Origin of the sequence: Streptomyces sp. NBC_01433 (genome assembly GCF_026340105.1) — a bacterium.
Lineage (GTDB): Bacteria > Actinomycetota > Actinomycetes > Streptomycetales > Streptomycetaceae > Streptomyces.
In genome coordinates this window covers 4,907,625-4,929,803 of record NZ_JAPEPM010000001.1, presented here as the reverse complement: position 1 = coordinate 4,929,803, position 22,179 = coordinate 4,907,625, and the positions used below count along the sequence as shown (strand labels likewise).

17 protein-coding genes are annotated in these 22,179 nt (G+C 72.4%); 11 read left to right on the top strand and 6 right to left on the bottom strand.

The genetic code is table 11. From position 1 onward, the window contains the following. Positions 1 to 82: 82 nt before the first annotated feature. On the bottom strand, positions 83 to 865 hold the full coding sequence (locus OG413_RS22170; protein ID WP_266808084.1) for an SDR family oxidoreductase: 783 nt from the start codon (positions 863 to 865) through the stop codon (positions 83 to 85). A gap of 93 nt (positions 866 to 958) precedes the next feature. Here OG413_RS22170 and OG413_RS22165 point away from each other — a divergent pair, with 93 nt between their 5' ends. From OG413_RS22165 to OG413_RS22155, 3 genes are read left to right on the top strand one after another with little or no spacing between them, the layout of a single operon-like run. Further along, on the top strand, positions 959 to 1,879 hold the full coding sequence (locus tag OG413_RS22165; protein ID WP_266808082.1) for an enoyl-CoA hydratase: 921 nt from the start codon (positions 959 to 961) through the stop codon (positions 1,877 to 1,879). Continuing rightward, on the top strand, positions 1,879 to 3,024 hold the full coding sequence (locus tag OG413_RS22160; RefSeq protein WP_266808080.1) for an acyl-CoA dehydrogenase family protein: 1,146 nt from the start codon (positions 1,879 to 1,881) through the stop codon (positions 3,022 to 3,024). The genes OG413_RS22165 and OG413_RS22160 overlap by 1 nt, the downstream gene beginning before the upstream one ends. Beyond that, positions 3,024 to 4,010, top strand: a complete 987-nt coding sequence (locus tag OG413_RS22155; protein ID WP_266808079.1) for an acyl-CoA dehydrogenase family protein — start codon at positions 3,024 to 3,026, stop codon at positions 4,008 to 4,010. Before OG413_RS22160 ends, OG413_RS22155 begins: the two co-directional genes overlap by 1 nt. Positions 4,011 to 4,117: 107 nt before the next feature. Here the strand turns inward: OG413_RS22155 and OG413_RS22150 are convergent, their stop codons facing one another. Next, positions 4,118 to 4,675 carry a pyridoxamine 5'-phosphate oxidase family protein gene (locus tag OG413_RS22150; protein WP_266808077.1) on the bottom strand — a complete coding sequence of 186 codons (558 nt, stop codon included), beginning with the start codon at positions 4,673 to 4,675 and terminating at the stop codon, positions 4,118 to 4,120. A 145-nt stretch (positions 4,676 to 4,820) separates the two neighbouring features. Next, a complete protein-coding gene (locus OG413_RS22145; RefSeq protein WP_266808075.1) occupies positions 4,821 to 5,390 on the bottom strand; it encodes a HutD family protein in 570 nt (189 codons plus the stop codon). 166 nt (positions 5,391 to 5,556) lie between these two features. On the opposite strand from OG413_RS22145, the gene OG413_RS22140 reads away from it, so the two are divergent. Beyond that, positions 5,557 to 6,474: a rhomboid family intramembrane serine protease gene (locus OG413_RS22140; protein WP_266808073.1), complete on the top strand. Its 918-nt coding sequence runs from the start codon at positions 5,557 to 5,559 to the stop codon at positions 6,472 to 6,474. Between the two features lie 181 nt (positions 6,475 to 6,655). On the opposite strand, the gene OG413_RS22135 is transcribed toward OG413_RS22140, so the two are convergent. From OG413_RS22135 to OG413_RS22125, 3 genes are all read right to left on the bottom strand, one after another. Further along, a complete protein-coding gene (locus tag OG413_RS22135; RefSeq protein WP_266808071.1) occupies positions 6,656 to 8,134 on the bottom strand; it encodes a glutamate synthase subunit beta in 1,479 nt (492 codons plus the stop codon). Beyond that, a complete protein-coding gene (gene gltB, locus OG413_RS22130; protein ID WP_266808070.1) occupies positions 8,127 to 12,701 on the bottom strand; it encodes a glutamate synthase large subunit in 4,575 nt (1,524 codons plus the stop codon). The genes OG413_RS22135 and gltB overlap by 8 nt, the downstream gene beginning before the upstream one ends. A gap of 476 nt (positions 12,702 to 13,177) precedes the next feature. Then, positions 13,178 to 13,912 (bottom strand): VIT1/CCC1 transporter family protein, encoded by a 735-nt coding sequence (locus OG413_RS22125; protein ID WP_266808068.1) that lies wholly within the window; start codon positions 13,910 to 13,912, stop codon positions 13,178 to 13,180. A gap of 278 nt (positions 13,913 to 14,190) precedes the next feature. On the opposite strand from OG413_RS22125, the gene OG413_RS22120 reads away from it, so the two are divergent. From OG413_RS22120 to OG413_RS22090, 7 genes are read left to right on the top strand one after another with little or no spacing between them, the layout of a single operon-like run. Further along, positions 14,191 to 15,348 (top strand): ADP-ribosylglycohydrolase family protein, encoded by a 1,158-nt coding sequence (locus OG413_RS22120; RefSeq protein WP_266808066.1) that lies wholly within the window; start codon positions 14,191 to 14,193, stop codon positions 15,346 to 15,348. After that, positions 15,345 to 16,736, top strand: a complete 1,392-nt coding sequence (locus tag OG413_RS22115) for an ADP-ribosylglycohydrolase family protein (RefSeq protein WP_266808064.1) — start codon at positions 15,345 to 15,347, stop codon at positions 16,734 to 16,736. The genes OG413_RS22120 and OG413_RS22115 overlap by 4 nt, the downstream gene beginning before the upstream one ends. Further along, positions 16,681 to 17,865, top strand: a complete 1,185-nt coding sequence (locus OG413_RS22110) for an ADP-ribosylglycohydrolase family protein (RefSeq protein WP_266808063.1) — start codon at positions 16,681 to 16,683, stop codon at positions 17,863 to 17,865. The genes OG413_RS22115 and OG413_RS22110 overlap by 56 nt, the downstream gene beginning before the upstream one ends. Next, positions 17,862 to 19,229 carry an ADP-ribosylglycohydrolase family protein gene (locus tag OG413_RS22105; protein WP_266808062.1) on the top strand — a complete coding sequence of 456 codons (1,368 nt, stop codon included), beginning with the start codon at positions 17,862 to 17,864 and terminating at the stop codon, positions 19,227 to 19,229. The genes OG413_RS22110 and OG413_RS22105 overlap by 4 nt, the downstream gene beginning before the upstream one ends. Then, complete coding sequence (rbsK, locus tag OG413_RS22100) at positions 19,226 to 20,110, top strand: ribokinase (RefSeq protein WP_266808060.1); 885 nt, start codon at positions 19,226 to 19,228, stop codon at positions 20,108 to 20,110. Before OG413_RS22105 ends, rbsK begins: the two co-directional genes overlap by 4 nt. Beyond that, positions 20,107 to 21,306, top strand: coding sequence for a CaiB/BaiF CoA-transferase family protein (locus tag OG413_RS22095; RefSeq protein WP_266808058.1), 1,200 nt, complete (start codon positions 20,107 to 20,109; stop codon positions 21,304 to 21,306). Before rbsK ends, OG413_RS22095 begins: the two co-directional genes overlap by 4 nt. After that, positions 21,303 to 22,157: a CoA ester lyase gene (locus tag OG413_RS22090; protein WP_266808056.1), complete on the top strand. Its 855-nt coding sequence runs from the start codon at positions 21,303 to 21,305 to the stop codon at positions 22,155 to 22,157. Before OG413_RS22095 ends, OG413_RS22090 begins: the two co-directional genes overlap by 4 nt. The last annotated feature ends 22 nt before the right edge of the window (positions 22,158 to 22,179 follow it).

Genomic DNA, 22,179 nt, shown 5'->3' with positions numbered 1-22,179 from the left:
GTCCGGCCGACCACTGTCCGGCCGACCACTGTCCGACCCCTCCACTGCCCGGCCGTCGCCCGTCCGCGCCCCCGTGGCGGCCTCATGCACGCTGGCTGCTCACGGAGACGACCTCGCCGGTCATGTAGGAGGAGTAGCCGCTGGCGAGGAAGACGATGACGTTGGCGACCTCCCAGGGTTCGGCGTACCGGCCGAACGCCTCCTTCTCGGTGAGTTCGGCGAGAAGTTCGGCGGAGGTGACCTTGGCCAGGTGCGGGTGCATGGCGAGGCTGGGGGCGACCGCGTTGACCCGTACGCCGTACGCGGCCGCTTCGACGGCGGCGCAGCGGGTGAGGGCCATGACGCCCGCCTTGGCGGCGGCGTAGTGGGCCTGGCCGCTCTGGGCGCGCCAGCCGACGACGGAGGCGTTGTTGACGACGACGCCACCGTTGCCCGCGGCCTTGAGGGAGCGCAGGGCGGCGCGGGTGCAGCGGAAGGTGCCGTTCAGGGTGACGTCGAGGACCTTGGTCCACTGGTCGTCGGTCATCTCGGTGAGTTCGGCGGTGCCGCCGAGACCCGCGTTGTTGACGACGATGTCGAGGCCGCCGTGGGTCTGTTCGGCGTGCGCGAAGAGGGCCTGGACCTGGGCTTCGTCGGTGACGTCGCAGGGCAGGGAGGTGACGCGGTCGGCGCCGAACTCGTCGGCGAGCGCCTGCTCGGTCTCCTTCAGGCGGCGGGCGTGGGCGTCGCCGATGACGACCCGGGCGCCCTCCTCCAGGAGCCGGCGGGCGGTGGCGCCGCCGATTCCGGCTCCGGCGGCCGCGGTCACGACGGCGTTGCGGGAGGTCAGCAGTCCGTGTCCCGGTAGGTATCGCGGTGCGCTCACGCCCTGCCTCCTCGGGTCTCCGGCGCCGGGCCCTAGCCGGTGTCGGTGCGCGTACATTAACCTACCAAACACTTGTTAGGGAAGGATGAGCCGATGCCCGATCCGACACCCGGCCCCACCCCCGGCCCGGCGCCCACCCCCGGCCCGGTGCCTGCCGACGGCCCGGCGCCCGCCGACGAGACCGAGCCCGTGCTGTACGAGCGCCGGGGGCCGGTCGCGTACGTCACGCTGAACCGCCCGCGCTATCGCAACGCCCAGAACTCCGCGATGACCTACGCGCTGGACGCCGCCTTCTACCGGGCCGCCGAGGACGGTGAGGTGAGGGCCGTCGTGCTGGCCGGGGCCGGGGACCACTTCTCGGCGGGCCATGACATCGGCACCCCGCGGCGCGACGCGCATCTGCCCTTCGAACGCCGGGCCGGACTCTGGTGGGACCACAGCGACAAGACGGGCGCGGAGAGCCGTTTCGCCCGGGAGTCGGAGGTCTACCTCGGGATGTGCAGGCGCTGGCGCGAGCTGCCGAAGCCCGTGGTCGCGTCCGTCCAGGGGGCGTGTGTGGCGGGCGGGCTGATGCTGGCGTGGATCTGCGATCTGATCGTGGCGAGCGAGGACGCGTTCTTCGCCGATCCGGTGGTGCGGATGGGCATCCCCGGCGTCGAGTACTTCGCGCATCCCTGGGTGATGCCGCCCCGGATCGCCAAGGAGTTCCTCTTCACCGGCGACCGGATGAGCGCCCGGCGGGCGTACGAGGTCGGCATGGTCAACCGGGTCGTGGAGCGGGCCGAACTCGCCGAACGTACGCATGAGCTGGCCCTGCGCATCGCCGAGATGCCGCGCCTCGGGCTGGCGCTCACCAAGCGGGCCGTGAATCAGGCGGAGGACCTCCAGGGCCTGCACAGCGGCCTGGACTCGGTCTTCGGACTGCACCATCTCGCCCACGCCCACAACGCGGAGACGGCGGCGGACCCGCTCGGCGGCATGGATGTCGCCGCGATGAAGAGAGCGGGCACGTGATGGATCTGGCGCACTCGGCGCGCACGGACGGCATCCGGGCCGAGGCGCGGGCCTGGCTGCGGGCCAACGTACCCGCCCGGCCGCTGCCGTCGCTGGAGACCGAGGAGGGGTTCGCCGCACACCGGACCTGGGAGGCGCGGCTGCACGCGGACCGGTGGTCGGCGGTCTCCTGGCCCACCGAGTACGGCGGCCGGGGCGCGGACATCTTCGGCTGGCTGGCCTTCGAGGAGGAGTACTACGCGGCCGGTGGCCCCGGCCGGGTCTCACAGAACGGCATCAGCCTCCTCGCCCCCACGCTCTTCGACCACGCGACCGAGGAGCAGCGGGCCCGGGTGCTGCCGTCGATGGCGAGCGGCGAGGTGATCTGGGCGCAGGCGTGGTCCGAGCCGGAGGCGGGTTCCGACCTGGCGTCGCTGCGCTCGCGCGCGGTGCGCACGGACGGCGGGTGGCTGCTGTCGGGGCAGAAGACCTGGTCCTCGCGGGCGGCGTTCGCGGACCGGGCGTTCGGCATCTTCCGTACGGACCCCGAGGCCGCGAAGCCGCATCACGGACTGACGTATCTGATGTTCGACCTGTCGGCGCCGGGCGTCACGGTCCGGCCGATCGGGCGCCTCGACGGGAAGCCCGCGTTCGCCGAACTGTTCCTGGACGAGGTCTTCGTCCCGGACGCGGACATCATCGGGGAGCCCGGCCAGGGCTGGCGTATCGCCATGTCGACAACGGGCAACGAGCGCGGGCTCACCCTCCGCTCCCCCGGCCGTTTCCTCGCCGCGGCGGACCGCCTGGCCGGGCTGTGGCGTGCGCGGGGCGAGCCGTCGGACACGGCGCTGCGGGACCGGGTCGCCGACGCGGTGATCGGGGCACGGGCCTATCAGCTGTTCACCTACGCGGGCGCGTCGCGGTTCGCGGCGGGGACGGCCATCGGCGCGGAGTCGAGCCTGAACAAGGTGTTCTGGTCGGAGTACGACATCGCGCTGCACGAGACGGCACTCGATCTGCTGGGCCCGGACGCGGAGCTGGCGGAGTCCGCGTGGTCCGAGGGGTACGTCTTCTCCCTCGCGGGTCCGATCTATGCCGGGACGAACGAGATCCAGCGGGACATCATCGCCGAGCGGCTGCTCGGCCTGCCGAAGGGACGGCGCTGATGCGTTTCCTCCTCGACGGGGAGCAGCGGGAGTTCGCCCGCTCGCTGGACGCGATGCTGACGGCCTCGGACACGCCGTCGGCGGTACGGGCCTGGGGCGCCGGGGACCATCAGCCGGGCCGGGCCCTGTGGGCGCGGCTCGCGCACGCCGGGGTGTTCGCCCTCGCGGTCCCGGAGGCGCACGGGGGCGTGGGGCCCCTTCCGGTCGAACTCGCCCTTTCCTTCGTGGAGTTGGGGCGGCATGCGGTGCCGGGTCCGGTGGTGGAGACCGTGGCGCTCTCGGTGCTGCTGAGTGCGGTGGGCGGCCCGGCGGCGAAGGAGTGGCTGCCCCGGCTGGCCTCGGGGGAGGCTTCGGCGACCCTGCGGATGGACGGGTACGGACCGTACGCGCTGGACGCGGACGCGGTGGACGGGGTGTTCGTGGTGACCGGCGAGGAGCTGCGGCTCGCGCCGGGGCCGGGAACGTTTCACGCGTCGGCCGATCCGGCGCGGCGGCTGTTCACCCCCGAGGCGGGGGGTGCGGTGCTCGCGGCCGGGCCCGAGGTGATGGCGGCGGCGCGCGCGGCGGGCGACTGGGCGGCGTTCGCGACGGCGGCCCAGGCGCTGGGGACCGGGGAGGCGTTGCTGGGCTCCACGGTCGAGTACGTCAAGCGGCGCACCCAGTTCGCGGTGCCCATCGGCTCCTTCCAGGCCGTCAAGCACCGGCTGGCGGACACGCTGCTGGGGCTGGAGTTCGCGCGTCCGGCACTGTACGGGGCGGCGGTGTCGCTGGCCGGGGGATCACCGCGGGCCGGGGCGGATGTCGCGGCGGCGAAGGTGCTGGCGGGCGAGGCGGGGTATGCGGCGGCCCGTACCGCGCTCCAGTTGCACGGTGCGATCGGGTACACGCAGGAGCTGGACCTGTCGTTGTGGCTGCGCAAGGCGCGGCCGTTGCGGGACGCGTGGGGGACGCCGGGGGTGTGCCGGGAGCGGGTGCTGACGGGCTGACGGGCTGACGGGCTGACGGGCTGACGGGCTGACGGGAGAGTGAGGAGGGGCGCGCGCGGGGTTCCGGGCGTGGTGGGGCGGCCGGGGCGGGCCCGGCCGCCCCCGGCTCATCCGCCTGCCGGGCTCGTCGGGGTGGTCCCCGCCTCGTCCGTCGCGATGGGCGGTGTGTCGTCGCCGCCCCGGCGGATGGTGCGCAGGAGGTGGCCGGGACGCCAGGTCTGGACGATCAGGGTCTCGCCGTCGATCGTGGTGCGGACCACCTCGGTCAGTTCCGTGCGGAAGAGGAGGAACGGCTCCGGGGGCTTCACCTCCGCGACGAAACGGGCCCGGATCCCGGGGTCGGTCACCTCCACGGCGCGCCCGGACACGCGGACGTCGCCGTCGTTCATCCCGGCGTCGGGCCCCGGATTGGCCTGGAGCGCGAAGCGCGGGTCCCGCCGCAGGTCCAGCGCCTTGCGGGAGCCCGGCATCATGCCGAGCAACAGCTCACCGAGGCGGAACTCCACCTCCAGGCCGGTGACCCGGGGCGAGCCGTCCTTGCGCAGGGTCGCCAGAACCTGGTGCTTGTACTGCTGGAACCGTGTGCGCACGGTCTCGGCGAAGTCGGGTTGTGCCGCTGCGAAGTCCGCCCAGGGGGCCGGTGGGATCGAGGTCATGGAAGCCATCGAACACCCGAAACCCGACAACCTCTGTCCGGTTTGGCCGGTGATCTCGCCACCCGCGCTGTCACACGCGGTGTCACCCGCCCGTCACGCGGCCTGCCACAACGGGCTGCCACGCGGCCTGCCACACCGCCTGTCACACCGCCTGTCACACGGGCGACAGCGTGATCACGACCGCGTCGCCCATAGTCCGCAGGACGCCCGGTGACTCGCCGGTCGCCAGGACCGCGTCGTAGCGGCCTAGCGCGACCTTGGTGCCGTCGATCACCGCGCCGCCGTCCAGGGCGAGAGCCAGTACCGCGCCGCCGTGCGGCGGAAGCAGCCGGACGGTGCCGCGGACGACCGCCGTCTCCGCCCGCGTACGGCTCCTGCGGTACATCACGTTGAGGTTCACGACGGGGCCGGCCAGCAGAAGGCCCTCCGTCGTCGGATCACCGGGGAAGTCGTAGGGCCAGTACGGCTCGTCGACGATGTGGTGTTCGCCGTCCACGATCAGGTCCATTCCGGCGCCCTCGACCACCGTCAGGGTGCGGTCGACGCCCTCGAACGCGGAGAACGGCCCGTCCGCGTCGACGTCCGCCAGGCTGACCCGCCAGTCGAAGGCGTCCATCGGCGCGCCCGCGGGGTGCGCGGCGATCTCGCGGGTGACTCCCCCGCCGTTCTTCCATGGCACGGCCGTGCGCCCGGCGGCCCTCAGTACGTGCGGCGAACCGGCCATGTCGTCTCCCTGAGTCTCCGGTCCGCGCGTCGCGGACTCCTGAGGGTAGGTCACCGCCCAAGGGCTGTCGGTGACCCGGGCATGGCGCCCCCCGCCGCGTTCGCTATCTTGAGCGCCGCCGTCCCCACCGGCTCGTTTGTCTCAGCCAGCAGTGAAGGAGCCGGTCATGGAGGCCGCCGCCACCACGTGTTTCCGCCATCCGTCGTACGAGACGTATGTGCGCTGCACTCGTTGCGACCGCTACATCTGCCCGGACTGTATGCGTGAGGCTTCGGTCGGCCATCACTGCGTGGAGTGCGTGAAGGAGGGGCAGCGTTCCCTCCGGCAGGCCCGCACGGTCTTCGGCGGCGCCCTCTCCACGGCGGCGAAGCCCGTCGTGACCTGTGTGCTGATGGCGCTGAACGTCCTCGCGTACATCGCGGAGGTGGCCAGGCCCGCGCTCGTGGACCGGTTCTCCGTGCTCGGTGCCGTACTGGAGGACCCGCAGGGCGCTCGGTACTACTACAAGGGCGGGACGTTCCCCGGGTACGAGCTGATCGGCATCGCGGACGGCGAGTGGTACCGGCTGCTGACCGGGGCCTTCCTGCACCTGCCCCCGGACTCCTCGTTCGGTGTGATGCACCTGGTCTTCAACATGCTCGCGCTGTGGAACCTGGGCCGGGTCGTCGAGGGCCAGCTGGGCCGGGCGCGCTACCTGGCGCTGTATCTGCTGTCCGCGCTGGGCGGTTCGGTACTCGTCTATCTGGTCTCCCCCGACACCACGACGGTGGGCGCGTCCGGGGCGATCTTCGGGCTCGCGGCCTCGTTCTACGTCATCAACAGGCGGCTCGGCCGGGACATGCGGGCGGTCAACCGGTTCATGGCCGGGTTTCTGATCTGGATGCTCATCTCGGCGGTGCTCACCTCGTGGCAGGGGCACTTGGGCGGGCTGCTGACCGGAGCCCTGGTGACCTACGGGCTCGCGTACGCCCCGGCGAAGCTGCGTACCTCCCCGGTACAGCTCGGCGGCGGGCTCGTCCTGCTGTGCCTGCTGGCCGTGGTCGTGGCGCTGAAGACGGCGGCGCTGACGGGCGGCGGTGCCTGATGGGGCGCGGTGCCTGATGGGGCGGCCGTGTCTGATGGGCCGGCCGTACGAACCCGTCCCCGGACGCGCCACGGCGCCCGCATGGTCCGGTCGGGGACTGCGCAGGCGCCGCGTTCAGTTCCGTACGCCGTTGTACGGGACGTTTTTGGGGGGATTCCCCCGGAGGGGATTCCCGTGTGGGTCAGACCAGCAGCGACCGGTCCGTCGGGCGGATCGGGGCCGGCAGTGCGCTGGTCCCGGTCAGGAAGCGGTCCACGCCCCGTGCCGCGGAGCGGCCCTCGGCGATGGCCCAGACGATGAGCGACTGGCCGCGGCCCGCGTCACCGGCGACATAGACGCCTTCGACGTTGGTCGCGTAGTCGTCGTCGCGGGCGACATTGCCGCGCTCGTCGAGTTCGAGGCCGAACTGCTGGACCAGACCGTTGGCCTGGTCGGTGCCCGTGAAGCCCATGGCGAGAGTGACGAGCTGGGCGGGGATACGCCGCTCCGTGCCGGGCTTCTGCTCCAGCTTACCGCCCTTGAACTCCACCTCGACCAGGTGGAGGGCCTGGACGTCGCCGACCGTCTGTCCCTCTTCGGGCTCGGAGCCCTCGAAGTGGGTGGTGGAGACGGAGTAGACCCGCTCGCCGCCCTCCTCGTGCGCGGAGGTGACCTTGTAGAGCATGGGGAAGGTCGGCCAGGGCTGGTTGGCGTTACGGTCCTCGCCCGGCTTCGGCATGATCTCCAGCTGGGTGACCGAGGCCGCGCCCTGGCGGTGGGCGGTGCCCACGCAGTCGGCGCCGGTGTCGCCGCCGCCGATGACGACGACGTGCTTGCCCTCCGCGGTGATCGGGGAGACCGTCAGGTCGCCCTCCTGCACCTTGTTGGCGAGCGGGAGGTACTCCATGGCGAAGTGCACGCCGTTCAGCTCGCGGCCCGGAACGGGCAGGTCGCGGGAGACGGTGGCACCGGCGGCGATGACGACCGCGTCGTACCGGCGGCGGAGCTTCGCGGCATCGATGTCCGTGCCGATCTCCACCTCGGTGCGGAACTTGGTGCCCTCCGCGCGCATCTGCTCGATGCGGCGGTTGATGTGCGACTTCTCCATCTTGAACTCGGGGATGCCGTACCGGAGCAGGCCCCCGATGCGGTCCGCGCGCTCGTAGACGACGACCGTGTGACCGGCGCGGGTCAGCTGCTGCGCGGCGGCCAGTCCGGCCGGTCCGGAGCCGATGACGGCGACGGTCTTGCCGGAGAGGCGCTCGGGCGGCTGCGGGGTGACGTCGCCGCTGTCCCACGCCTTGTCGATGATGGCGACTTCGACGTTCTTGATGGTGACGGCCGGCTGGTTGATGCCGAGGACACACGCCGACTCGCAGGGAGCCGGGCACAGCCGCCCGGTGAACTCCGGGAAGTTGTTCGTGGCGTGCAGGCGCTCGGACGCGGCGGTCCAGTCCTCGCGGTAGGCGTAGTCGTTCCACTCGGGGATGAGGTTTCCGAGGGGACAGCCGTTGTGGCAGAACGGGATGCCGCAGTCCATGCAGCGGCCGGCCTGCTTGCTGATGATCGGGAGCAGCGAGCCCGGAACGTAGACCTCGTTCCAGTCCTTGACGCGCTCCTGGACGGGGCGGGTCCTGGCGACCTCGCGTCCGGTGGTCAGGAAGCCCTTGGGGTCAGCCATTGGTCGCCGCCTCCATCATCTTCTCGGTGGTCTCCTGTTCGGAGAGACCGGCGAGCTCAGCGGCGTCCTTGGCGGCGAGCACTGCCTTGTAGGTGGACGGGATGATCTTGCTGAAGCGGGAGACACCGCCGTCGGCGCTGTCCCACTCGGCGAGCAGCGTCTCGGCGACCGTGGAACCGGTCTCCTCCTGGTGGCGGCGCACCACGTCGTGCAGCCACTGCCTGTCGGTGCCGGTCAGCTCCTCGATCGCGCCGAGGTTGCCGATGTTGACGTTGTCCCGGTCCAGGTCGATGACGTACGCGACACCGCCCGACATACCGGCGGCGAAGTTGCGTCCGGTCTCGCCGAGGACGACGGCGTGACCGCCGGTCATGTACTCGCAGCCGTGGTCGCCCACGCCCTCGGAGACGACCGTGGCACCGGAGTTGCGGACGCAGAAGCGCTCACCGGTCCGGCCGCGCAGGAACAGTTCGCCGCCGGTCGCACCGTAGGCGATGGTGTTGCCCGCGATGGTGGAGTACTCGGCGAGGTGGTCGGCGCCGCGGTCCGGGCGGACGACGACGCGGCCGCCGGAGAGGCCCTTGCCGACGTAGTCGTTGGCGTCGCCCTCCAGGCGCAGGGTCACGCCGCTCGGCACGAAGGCGCCGAAGGACTGGCCCGCGGAGCCGGTGAAGGTGATGTCGATGGTGTTCTCGGGCAGGCCCGCACCGCCGAATTTCTTGGTGACCTCGTGGCCGAGCATGGTGCCGACGGTCCGGTTGATGTTGCGGATCGCGACCTGGGCCCGGACGGGCTGGGCGGTCTCGGCGGTGTCCGCGCCGAGCGCGTCGGCGGCGAGCTTGATCAGCTCGATGTCGAGTGCCTTGGCCAGGCCGTGGTCCTGCTCGATGACCTGGTGGCGGACGGCGCCCTCGGGCAGCTCGGGGACGTAGAAGAGCGGGGCCAGGTCCAGGCCCTGGGCCTTCCAGTGGGTGACGGCCCGGTCGGTGTCCAGCAGTTCGGCGTGGCCGACGGCCTCCTCGACGGTCCGGAAGCCCAGCTCGGCGAGGATCTCGCGGACCTCTTCGGCGATGAACTCGAAGAAGTTCACGATGTACTCGGCCTTGCCGGAGAAGCGGTCGCGCAGGACCGGGTTCTGGGTGGCGATGCCGACCGGGCAGGTGTCGAGGTGGCAGACACGCATCATGACGCAGCCGGAGACGACGAGCGGCGCGGTCGCGAAACCGAACTCCTCGGCGCCCAGCAGCGCGGCGATGACGACGTCGCGGCCGGTCTTGAGCTGGCCGTCGGTCTGGACGACGATGCGGTCGCGCAGTCCGTTGAGCAGCAGCGTCTGCTGGGTCTCGGCGAGGCCGAGCTCCCAGGGGCCGCCCGCGTGCTTGAGGCTCGTCAGCGGGGAGGCGCCGGTTCCGCCGTCGTGGCCGGAGATGAGGACGACGTCCGCGTGGGCCTTGGAGACGCCCGCGGCGACCGTGCCGACGCCGACCTCGGAGACCAGCTTCACGTGGATGCGGGCCGCCGGGTTGGCGTTCTTGAGGTCGTGGATCAGCTGAGCCAGGTCCTCGATGGAGTAGATGTCGTGGTGCGGCGGCGGGGAGATCAGACCGACGCCCGGGGTGGAGTGCCGGGTCTTGGCGACCCACGGGTAGACCTTGTGGCCGGGCAGCTGGCCGCCCTCGCCGGGCTTGGCACCCTGCGCCATCTTGATCTGGATGTCGTCCGCGTTGACCAGGTATTCGCTGGTCACACCGAAGCGGCCGGAGGCGACCTGCTTGATGGAGGAGCGGCGTGCCGGGTCGTAGAGGCGGTCGGCGTCCTCGCCGCCCTCACCGGTGTTGGACTTGCCGCCCAGCTGGTTCATGGCGATGGCGAGGGTTTCGTGCGCCTCGCGGGAGATCGAGCCGTAGGACATGGCGCCGGTGGAGAAGCGCTTGACGATGTCGGCGACGGACTCGACCTCGTCGATGGCGACGGGCTCGCGGTCCGAGGTGAAGCCGAACAGGCCGCGGAGCGTCATGAGGCGCTCGGACTGCTCGTTCACCCGGCCCGTGTACATCTTGAAGATGTCGTAGCGCCGGTTGCGGGTGGCGTGCTGGAGGCGGAAGACCGTCTCCGGGTCGAACAGGTGCGGTTCGCCCTCGCGGCGCCACTGGTACTCGCCGCCGATCTCCAGTGCGCGGTGCGAGGCCGCGATGCCGGAGGCGGGGTACGCCTTGGTGTGCCGGGCGGCGACCTCCTTGGCGACGACGTCGATTCCGGCGCCGCCGATCTTGGTGGCGGTGCCGTTGAAGTACGTCGCGACGAAGGTCTCGTCCAGGCCGACGGCCTCGAAGACCTGGGCGCCGCGGTAGGAGGCGACGGTGGAGATGCCCATCTTGGACATGACCTTCAGGACGCCCTTGCCGAGCGCGTAGATCAGGTTGCGGATGGCCTGTTCGGCCTCGATGCCGTCGATGAACGTGCCGGCGCGGACCAGGTCCTCGACGGACTCCATCGCCAGGTACGGGTTGACCGCGGCGGCGCCGTAACCGATCAGCAGCGCGACGTGGTGGACCTCGCGGACGTCTCCGGCCTCGACCAGCAGACCCACCTGGGTGCGCTGCTTGGTACGGATGAGGTGGTGGTGGACGGCCGAGGTGAGCAGCAGCGAGGGGATCGGCGCGTGCTCGGCGTCGGAGTGCCGGTCGGACAGGACGACCAGGCGGGCGCCGTCCTCTATGGCGGCGTCGACCTCCGTACAGATCTCCTCGATCCGGGCGGCCAGCGCGTCGCCGCCGCCGCCGACCCGGTAGAGGCCGGAGAGCGTGGCGGCCTTCAAGCCCGGCATGTCGCCGTCGGCGTTGATGTGGACGAGCTTGGCCAGCTCGTCGTTGTCGATCACCGGGAAGGGCAGCGTGACGCTGCGGCAGGTCGCTGCGGTCGGCTCCAGGATGTTGCCCTGGGGGCCGAGGGAGGAGAGCAGCGAGGTGACGAGCTCCTCGCGGATCGCGTCCAGCGGCGGGTTGGTGACCTGGGCGAAGAGCTGGGTGAAGTAGTCGAAGAGCAGCCGGGGGCGCGCGGAGAGCGCGGCGATCGGCGAGTCCGTGCCCATGGAGCCGAGGGGCTCGCCCGCGGTGCGGGCCATCGGCGCGAGGAGGACGCGGAGCTCTTCCTCGGTGTAGCCGAAGGTCTGCTGGCGGCGGGTGACCGAGGCGTGGGTGTGGACGATGTGCTCGCGCTCGGGGAGGTCACCGAGCTCGATCTCGCCGGTCTCCAGCCACTCCTGGTACGGCTGCTCGGCGGCGAGGGACGCCTTGATCTCGTCGTCCTCGATGATGCGGCCCTCGGCCGTGTCGACGAGGAACATCCTGCCGGGCTGGAGGCGGCCCTTGCGGACGACCTTGGCGGGGTCGATGTCCAGGACGCCGACCTCGGAGGAGAGGACGACGAGGCCGTCGTCGGTGACCCAGTAGCGGCCGGGGCGCAGACCGTTGCGGTCCAGGACCGCGCCGACCTGGGTGCCGTCGGTGAAGGTGACGCAGGCCGGGCCGTCCCAGGGCTCCATCATCGTGGCGTGGTACTGGTAGAACGCGCGCCGGGCGGGGTCCATGGAGTCATGGTTCTCCCACGCCTCGGGGACCATCATCAGCACCGAGTGCGGCAGCGAACGGCCGCCGAGGTGGAGCAGCTCCAGGACCTCGTCGAAGGAGGCCGAGTCGGAGGCGTCCGGGGTGCAGACGGGGAAGATCCGGTCGATCCGCGCGGGGCCGAAGAGGCTGGAGGCGAGCTGGGACTCGCGGGCCTTCATCCAGTTGCGGTTGCCCTTGACCGTGTTGATCTCGCCGTTGTGGGCGACGAAGCGGTACGGGTGGGCGAGCGGCCAGCTGGGGAAGGTGTTGGTGGAGAAGCGGGAGTGGACCAGTGCGACCGTGGTGGCGAAACGGCGGTCGGAGAGATCCGGGAAGAACGGCTCCAGCTGCCCGGTGGTGAGCATGCCCTTGTAGACGATCGTGCGGGCGGAGAGCGAGGGGAAGTACACCCCGGCCTCACGCTCGGCACGCTTGCGCAGGGCGAATGCCTTGCGGTCCAGGACGATGCCGGTCGCCGTGCCGTCGCTGTCCGCGACGAAGATCTGGCGGAACTCGGGCATGGTGGCGCGGGCGCCGTTGCCGAGGAGGTCGGGGGCGACCGGGACCTCGCGCCAGCCGAGGACCGTCAGGCCCTCCTCGCCGGCGATCTTCTCGATCTCGTCGACGGCCTCGGTGGAGTCGTCCGCGGGGAGGAAGGCGATGCCGACGGCGTAGGCGCCGGCCTCGGGGAGGCCGAAGGCGGCCTCTTCGCGGAGGAAGGCGTCCGGGACCTGGAGCAGAATGCCGGCGCCGTCGCCCGAGTCGGGCTCGGATCCGGTGGCGCCGCGGTGTTCGAGGTTGCGCAGAACGGTCAGCGCCTGCTCGACCAGCTCATGGCTGGCCACACCGGTCAGAGTGGCCACGAACCCGACGCCACAGGCGTCGTGCTCGTTACGGGGGTCGTACATCCCCTGCTGGGCGGGGCGACCGTCCATGGGCGACCAGGCGTGAGTACGCATCGGCTCTCCCGTCGTCGTCGTGGCATATGCAAGTGCCGAGGGACGACGTTGGCCCTCTGCGAAATTTCGTGCAGGTTACATGATGGGGCGCTTCTCAAGAAGCGGATAATTCGTTCCAACATACGGACACTGTGGTGACAGTGAGGTGGGGTCGCAGTCGGATGGATCGGCGCCCGGGGATCCGCAGAGAGCAGGCGTCGTTGCCTGCGGTGTCTACGGCTCATGCCCGGCGGCAAGGGAAACGAAACCGCCGGGTAATGGCTACTTATGTGTAGCCCTGCATAGAGTCTCATTTTACGTCCGCCGGGCCCGATCCGCCCAGTGGCGGACGCCAAGACGTACGTCACACGGATTGCGGGGCCGTTTCCGGCCCGGTCCGGACGGCCCGCCCGGTCCGGACGGCCCGGTCCGAGCAGCGAGCAGGGGCCCGGGGAGCGGTCCGTTGCTGCGGCCCGGAGAACAGCGACCCCGGGGCCTCAGCCTCCGACGGCCACGCCGAACAGCGTGCCGAGACCGTACGTGATCGCGGCGGCGGCCCCGCCCAGCGCGAGCTGGCGCAGTCCGCTGAACCACCAGCTGCGGGCCGTCACCCTGGCCACCACCGCGCCGCAGGCGAAGAGACCGATCAGGGCGAGCAGCACGGCGGGCCACATCGCGCTCGCGCCGAGCAGGTACGGCAGGACGGGCAGCAGGGCGCCCAGCGCGAAGGCGCCGAACGAGGACACGGCGGCCACGAGCGGCGAGGGCAGGTCGCCCGGGTCGATGCCGAGCTCCTCACGGGCGTGGATCTCCAGTGCCTGTTCGGGGTCGTGGGACAGCTGGCGGGCGACCTCTGCGGCGAGCGCGGGATCGACGCCGCGGGACTCGTAGAGCGCGGCGAGCTCCGCCATCTCGTCCAGCGGGTGCTTACGCAACTCCCGCCGCTCGACGTCGAGTTCGGCCTCGACGAGTTCACGCTGCGAGGCGACGGAGGTGTATTCACCGGCCGCCATGGAGAACGCGCCCGCGGTCAGGCCCGCCAGACCGGTGATCACGAGGGTCTGGTGGGAAACGGCGCCGCCCGCGACTCCGGTCATCAGCGCCAGGTTGGAGACCAGGCCGTCCATGGCACCGAAGACGGCGGGGCGCAGCCAGCCGCCGTTGACGTCACGGTGGGTGTGATTGTCCCGGTGCGCCTCGTGCAGTACGGCTTCGGTCTCGATGATGGCCACAGTTCTCCCCTTCTCCGGAAGCGGGCTTCCTGCGTCCCGCCCCCGCTCAACACCATCGAAAGTACGCACGAAAATGACCGCCCGCCAGCAAGGCAGGCCGTACTTACCAGGCCCCTGACCAGGGAAGGAAGGCCAGGCTCACCTCCCCTGGCCCGTCATCCGACTGGCCCTTTTATTGCGATTGTCAGCCTTTCCCCTCGCTCCGCGTGGGACAGATCGGACAGGGACGGGAACCGGAACTCCCGGCACGGCCGTCGGCACGAACGAAGGGCGACGCGATGGAACCGATCGCAGGCAATGACCGGGCCCGGGGTGCGCTGCTGGGGCTCGCCGTCGGGGACGCGCTCGGCGCACCGGCGGAGAATCTGCGGCCGTCCGAGATCCGCCGCCGCTGGGGGCGGATCGAAGGCTTCGTGAGCGAGGACCCCGCGGGGACGGACGACACGGAGTACGCGATCTTCTCCGGGCTGCTGCTGGCCCGGCACGGCGCGGCGCTCACCGTGCCGCATGTGGAACGGGCCTGGCACCACTGGATCGCCGACCTCGACGAGGGACCCTTCCGCGGCGCCGGGTTCAGTGAGCGCGGCACGCTGGAGAACCTCCGCCGGGGGCTGGCGGCCCCGATCTCCGCACAGCACCGGCACGCCTGGAGCGACGGTCTCGCGATGCGGGCGGCGCCGTTCGGGGTCTTCGCGGCGGGCCACCCGGCCGAGGCGGCCCGGCTGGTCGCGATCGACGGCCGGGTCAGCCATGACGGCGAGGGCATCTACGGCGGCCAGGCGGTGGCGGCCGGGGTGGCCGCGGCGATGGTGGGGGCGGGGCTCGCCTCCGTGATCGCCGCCGCGCTGTCGGTCGTGCCGATGGACTCCTGGACGGCCCGTTCGCTGCGGCGCGCGGTGGCCGCCGCGCAGCGCCCCTACCCGGACCGCCTCACCATGGAACGCGCGGTGCGTTCGGCCGTCGTGATCGGCGGATACCCGTGGACGGACCTCGCCCCGGAGGCGGTGGGCCTGGCGTTCGGCGCGTTCACGGTGGCGCGCGGCGACTTCCGTACGGCGGTGCTGACGGCCGTCAACATGGGCCGCGACGCGGATACGACGGCGGCGGTGGCGGGGGCGCTGGCCGGTGCGCTGCACGGGGAGAGCGCGATCCCGCCCGACTGGGCGTCGGCGATCGGACCGGTCCGGGGCAGCTGCCTGCCCTCGATGCGGGGCTACCACGTCCTGGACATCGCGGAGCTGCTGACCCCGGAGGAACCGGAACAGCGGGAACAGCCCGAACCGCCGGAACAGCGGGAACAACCGGAGCAGCGGGAGGACAGGGAAGGCGCGGAGGAGCGGGGCGGGGGACGCGGGCCGGGGGTCGCCAGGGAGACGGTGCGTGACATGGCGTACGTGGCGGCGTCCTTCGAGCCGGTGCGGGAGGAGGGCCGATGACCACCTCACGCCCGGCCACCCACGGCACCGGCACACCCCCGCGCCCCGACCAGGACCGAACCGCCGCGGACGTACGGACCACCGGCGACCCCGACCAGGACCGAACCGCCGCGGACGTACGGACCGCCCGCGGCCTTGACCGGAACCTGACGGCCCCCGACCCCGACCAGCCCCCTGCGGACTCCCCCGCCTCCGCCGTCCGTCGGGGCCGGATCGAGGGGTTGCTGATCGGGCTGGCGGCCGGGGACGCCGCCGGATGGCCCGCCGCCCGGCACCGGGCGGCCCGGATGCCCGAGTGGACGCGGCGGCTCACCCGGGAGCTGGACACCTTCGCCGAGCTGAACGCCACCACCACGCTCCCGGTCCCGATCGCCCTCAACCAGCCGCCCGAACCGCTCCGGCTCGGTCCGTCCGACGACGCCGAGTGGGCCGCGTTCGCCGCCCGTACGGTGCTGGCCGGCGCCGCCGACCGGACCGACAGCCTCTCCCCCGGCCGCCGGATGCGCGACGCGGTGGACCGGTCCTGGAACGCGCTGGCCGCGAAGGTCGCCGCGGCAGGTGCCCGAGCGCCCGAGGTCGAGGCCGCCGTACTCCCCCTGCGGGCCCGGATCTCGGTACGGGCCGGGCTCGGCAATCTCGCCGCCGGTCTCCGGCCGCCCGCCACCGGTCACGACAATCCGCACTACTTCGACGACGCCGCCTGTGTACGGGCCGCCGTGCTCGCCGTCGTCCACCCCGGTGACCCGGCCGCCGCCGCCGAACTCGCCGAATTCGATGCCCGATACACACAGGACGGCGACGGTGTGCACGGCGCCCGCGCCGTCGCCGCCGCCGTCGCCGAGGCGCTGGCCGGAGCGGACGTCGACACGGTGGTGAACGCCGCGCTCGCCCAGCTCCCCGAGGGCACCGAGATCGCCCGCAACGCCGAGCACGCCGTGCGGCTCGCCCGCGCCTTCGCGGCCGACCCGCACGGGGCCTTCGCCCTGATCCCGGTGCTGGAGCACCAGATCGTCGACCACGTCTACAGCTACGGAATCGCGGCGGCCGAGACCGTGCCGGTCGCCCTCGCGCTGACCACCGCGGCCCGCGGCGAGATCGCCCAGGCCGTCCCCGCGGCGGCCTGCCTGTCGCGGGTCGCCGACTCCGCGCCCGCCCTCGCCGGGGCGCTGACCGGTGCGCTCGGCGGCATCGGCACCGTACCGGCGGGCTGGCGCGAGGCCTGCCGCACCCTGGCCGGATGTGCGCTGCCCCGCCTCGCGGGCACGGATCTCATCGAACTCGCCGGGCTGCTGGCAGACACGGAACCGGCCTCTGCGGGTGGACAATTCCGGCATGACGCCCACAACGACCGCTCTCCGGACCTCACCCCCCACGCTCGCACTCGATGACCGCGTCACCGGCGCACTCGTCGGCGCCGCCGTGGGCGACGCGCTCGGCGGCCCCGTCGAAGGCTGGACCCCCGAACAGATCACCGAGCGGCACGGCGGCCGGGTGCGCGGCATCGTCGGCCCCTGGCACGGCGAACAGTGGCGCACCGCACGCCCCATCGCCCCGTACCACAAGGGCGACGGGCACGTCACCGACGACACCCTGATGACGCACGCGCTGGTACGGGTCTACGGCACGGTCCGCGACCACCTCGACGCGTACGACATCGCGGACCATCTCGTACCGGACCTGATCTCCCGCCCTCGCTGGATCCCGGAGCTGGAGGCCGAGGCGCTGCCCGTCCAGCGGATCTTCCTGGCCGAGAAGTGGATCGTCGCGCGGCTGCACTACGGCCATGTCGACCCGCGCGAGGCGGGCAGCGGAAACATCGTCAACTGCGGTGCGGCGATGTACATGGCGCCGGTCGGCCTGGTCAACGCCGCCCATCCCGAGGCCGCGTACACCGAGGCGCTGGAGGTGGCGGGGGCCCATCAGTCCTCGTACGGGCGGGAGGCCGCCGCGGTCTTCGCCGCCGCCGTCGCCGCCGCCTGCTCACCGGGCGCCACCCCCACGTCCGTCGTCGAGACCGCCCTGGCGCTGGCCAAGGACGGGACCCGGTCCGCGATCGAGGCGGTCTGCGAAGTGGCGCTGGAACACGGCGACTTCGAGTCGGCGCTGGTTCCGCTGCGCACCGCCGTCGCCCCCTTCGACACGGTCGGCCCGGACTACCGCGCCCCCTCGCTCGGCGCCCGCCGCCCCTCCCGGCTGCACTCCATCGAGGAGCTGCCGATCGCGCTCGGCATGCTGCTCGTCGGTGACGGCGACTACCGCCGCACCGTCCTCGGTTCCGTCAACTACGGCCGCGACTGCGACTCGATCGCCACCATGAGCGGTGCCGTCGCGGGCGCGCTGCACGGTGCGGCGGCGATCCCCGCCGACTGGGCGGCGACGGTCGCCGGGGCCAGTCGCCTCGATCTGCACACCCCGGCGCTGGAGCTGGCGGAGGTGGCCCGCGAGATCTTCGTACGGGACACGGCCCGCCGCCGGGCGCACGAGTCGGCCTTCGCCGCGCTGGCCGGTGAGCGGTGAGCGTCCGGCTGACCTGGGTGCAGCCCGAGGATCTGGTCGGACACGAGCTGCGGCAGGCGGCGCAGGACGGCCGGGACACGCGGGACATCGAGCGGCGCTGGTACGGGGCCGGGGGCGCTCCCGCCCCGGACCGCGCCGGGGCGTCCGAGCCGCCCGCACCGCCCCGGCTGCGCGCACTGGCCGAGCGGCTCCTCGATGAACTGGCCCTGCGGGAATCCCCGTTGGCGGGCGACGAGCCGACGGAACTGGAGGCGATCCGGGCGGCCTGCCCGCGCTGGCCGACGCTCCGCACCGACCGGCCGCCCGTCGACCGGGACCGGCTGCACGCCGCCTGGCTCGGCCGCGCCGCGGGCTGTCTGCTCGGCAAGCCCGTCGAGAAGCTGGAGCTGACCGGCATCCGCGACCTGGCCCGCGCGACCGGCAACTGGCCGCTCACCACCTGGTTCACCGCCCGGGGTGTGCCCGCCGCACTGCTGGAGCGCTACCCCTGGAACCGGCGCTCCGCACCCACCTCACTGGCCGAGAACATCGACGGCATGCCGGAGGACGACGACCTCAACTACCCTCTCCTCACTGTGCTGTTGCTCCGCACTCATGGGCGCGCTTTCACCACGGCCGACCTCGCCCGGCTCTGGCTCGCCGAACTCCCGGCGGGCCGTGTCTTCACCGCCGAGCGCATCGCGTACCGCAATCTGCTGGACGGCATCGAGCCGCCGGAGACGGCCCGCCACCGCAACCCGTTCCGTGAGTGGATCGGCGCACAGATCCGGGCCGACGCGCATGGCTGGACGCATCCGGGCGACCCGGCCGCCGCTGCCGCCCAGGCCCATCGGGACGCGATCCTCACGCACACCGCCAACGGGGTGTACGGGGCGATGTTCACCGCTTCCGCACTCGCCGAGGCCGCCGGTGGCGAGAGCGACGTCCATGGGTGCCTGGCGGCCGGACTCCGTGTGGTGCCGCCGCGTTCCCGGTTCACGCACGCGGTCCGCCTCGGTATCGCGACGGCCCGCGCGGAACGGGACTTCGACACGGTGGTGGACCGGCTGCACGCGGCGTACGCGGGCGTGTACCACTGGGTCCATGTGCTGCCCAACGCGGCGCTGCTGGCCGCCGCCCTCACCCACGCCGACGGTGACTTCACCCGGTCCATCGGCTGCGCGGTGTCCGGCGGCTGGGACACCGACTCCAACGGCGCCACCGCCGGTTCGCTCGCGGGTCTGCTGGCCGGCCGTCCCGCCGCGCTGCCCGACCACTGGACCGCCCCGCTGAAGAACCGTCTCGCCACATCCGTCGCCGGTTTCGACGCGACCGGCTTCGACACCCTCGCCGAACTGACCTACCAGGAGGCAATGCGCCCATGACCGGTATCGCGGTGCTCGGCAGCACCAATATGGATCTCGTCGCCTACGTCGCCAGGGCACCCGAGCGGGGCGAGACCGTCACCGGACGGGAGTTCCGGACGATCCCCGGCGGCAAGGGCGCCAACCAGGCCGTCGCCGCCGCCCGCGCGGGCGGGGACGTGGTGATGATCGGAGCGGTCGGCGCCGACGCCTACGGCGACCAGATCCGCGGCAACCTGTCCGGCTCCGGGGTGGACACCGAGTTCCTGCACACCGTCGACGGCCCGAGCGGCACCGCGCACATCGTCGTGGACGACACCGGGTCCAACGCGATCGTGGTGATCCCCGGCGCCAACGGCACCGTCACCTCGCTCGGCCCCGGAGAGATCACCGCGATCGCCTCCGCCGATCTGCTGCTCCTCCAGCTCGAACTCCCGCTGTCGGCCGTGCTGGAGGGGGCACGGGCCGCCCGCGTCCAGGGCGTACGGACGATCCTCACTCCCTCGCCCGTACAGCCGTTGCCCGACGAACTCCTCGACTGCGTCGACCTGTTGATCCCCAATGAGCACGAGGCGGCCGCGCTGAGCGGCGGCGCCGATCCGTACGCCGCCGCCGAACTGCTGCTCCGCCGGGTCCCGGAGGTCGTCATCACGCTCGGCGCGAAGGGCAGCCTGTACGCGGCCCGGGGCGGCGGACCGGTCCTCTTCCCCGCCCCCGAGGTCACCGCCGTCGACACGACCGGCGCCGGGGACACCTTCGTCGGCACGCTCGCGGTGGCGCTCGGCGAGGGCCGCCCGGTTCCCGAGGCGCTGGCCTGGGCGTCCTCGGCCGCCGCCCTGTGCGTACAGCGGCCCGGCGCCTCCACCTCCATGCCGTACCGAAGCGAGATCGATGCCTCATGAAGCACCCTGCCCAAGGCCCCCTGACCGGTCTGAAGGTCATCGACCTCGCCACGCTCTTCGCCGGACCGCTCGCGGCCACGATGCTCGGTGACTTCGGTGCCGACGTCATCAAGGTCGAGCACCCGCGCAGGCCCGACCCCTCGCGCGGGCACGGCCCCGCCAAGGACGGCGTCGGCCTGTGGTGGAAGCTGCTCGGCCGCAACAAGCGCAATCTGACGCTCGATCTGTCCTCCCCCGGCGGCCGCGACGTCCTGCTGCGGCTGGCCGCCGGCACCGATGTGATCATCGAGAACTTCCGGCCGGGGACGCTGGAGCGCTGGGGCCTCGGCTGGGAGGAGCTGCGGGCCGTGAACCCGCGTCTCGTACTGGCCCGGGTCACCGGCTTCGGCCAGTTCGGCCCGTACGCGCACCGTCCCGGCTTCGGCACCCTCGCCGAGGCGATGAGCGGCTTCGCCGCGATCACCGGGGAGCCGGACGGGCCGCCGACGCTTCCGCCGTTCGGACTCGCCGACTCGATCGCGGCGCTCGCCACCGCGTACGCGGTGATGGCCGCGCTCGCCGGGCGCGACGCCACCGGCGGCGGCCAGGTGGTCGACATGGCGATCATCGAGCCGATCCTGACGGTGCTGGGCCCGCAGCCCCTCTGGTACGACCAGCTCGGCTACGTCCAGCCGCGCACCGGCAACCGCTCGCGCAACAACGCCCCGCGCAACACCTACCGCACCCGCGACGGCCACTGGGTCGCCGTCTCCACCTCCGCGCAGTCGGTGGCCGAGCGCGTCATGCGGCTGGTCGGCCGCCCGGAACTGATCGACGAGCCATGGTTCGCGGCGGGCACCACCCGCGCCGAGCACACCGAGGAGCTGGACGAAGCGGTCGGCAACTGGATCGCCCGGCACACCCGCGAGGAGGCACTGACCGCGTTCGAGAAGGCGGAGGCGGCCATCGCGCCGATCCATGACGTACGGGAGGTGATGGAGGATCCGCAGTACCGGGCGCTGGACACCATCACCGAGGTGGACGACCCGGAGCTGGGGCCTCTGCGGATGCAGAACGTCCTGTTCCGGCTGTCCGAGACGCCGGGGGCGATCCGCTGGGCGGGCCGCCCGCACGGGGCGGACAGCGAGGAGATCCTCACCGGCCTCGGCCTGTCGGCCCCCGAGATCACGGCGCTGCGGGCGCAGGGAGCCCTATGACCCCCCTGTTCGTGCCCCTGACCTGGCTGTACGTTCCCGGGGACCGGCCGGAGGTAGTGCGCAAGGCGCTCGGCTCGGGCGCGGACGTGGTGATCGTCGATCTGGAGGACGCGGTCGCGCCGGACCGCAAGGAGTACGCGCGGGCGGCCACCGCCGAGCTCCTGGCCGACCCGGTCACGACGGCCCCGGGCACGGTGCCGGTCCATGTCCGGGTGCACGGCGAGGACGACGTACGGGCCCTGGCAGGGCTGCCGGGGCTCTCCGGGTTCCGGCTGCCCAAGATCACCCATGCGGTGTCCGTGCACCACGTGGCGGCGGTGGCCCCCGGGGTGCCGCTGTATCCCCTGCTCGAATCGGCGCTCGCGATCGAGCACGCCTACTCGATCGCGACGGCCCATCCCGACGTGCGGGGCATCGCGCTCGGCGAGGCGGACCTCCGGGCCGATCTGGGGGTACGGGAGGACGCCGGGCTGGACTGGCCGCGCAGCCGGACCGTGGTCGCCGCGAGGGCGGCCGGTCTGCCGCCGCCCGCCCAGTCGGTGTTCCCGGACGTCCGGGACCTGGACGGGCTGTGGACGTCCTGCGGGCGGGGGCGGGCGCTGGGGATGCTCGGCCGGGCGGCGATCCACCCCCGGCAGCTGGCGGTGATCGAGCGGGCCTTCCGGCCGACGGCCCGGGAGATCGAGGCGGCCGAGCAGATCGTGGCCGCCTCGTCGGTGGACGCGGGTGCGCTGGCGCTGCCGGACGGGCGGTTCGTGGACGCGGCGGTGGTGGCGTCGGCGCGCAGGACGCTGGCGCTCGGACAGCAGAACGCCGGACCGGCTGGAACTACCAGCCTGTCCGGCGACTGAGGAGATGGGGGGGGTGCCCCCG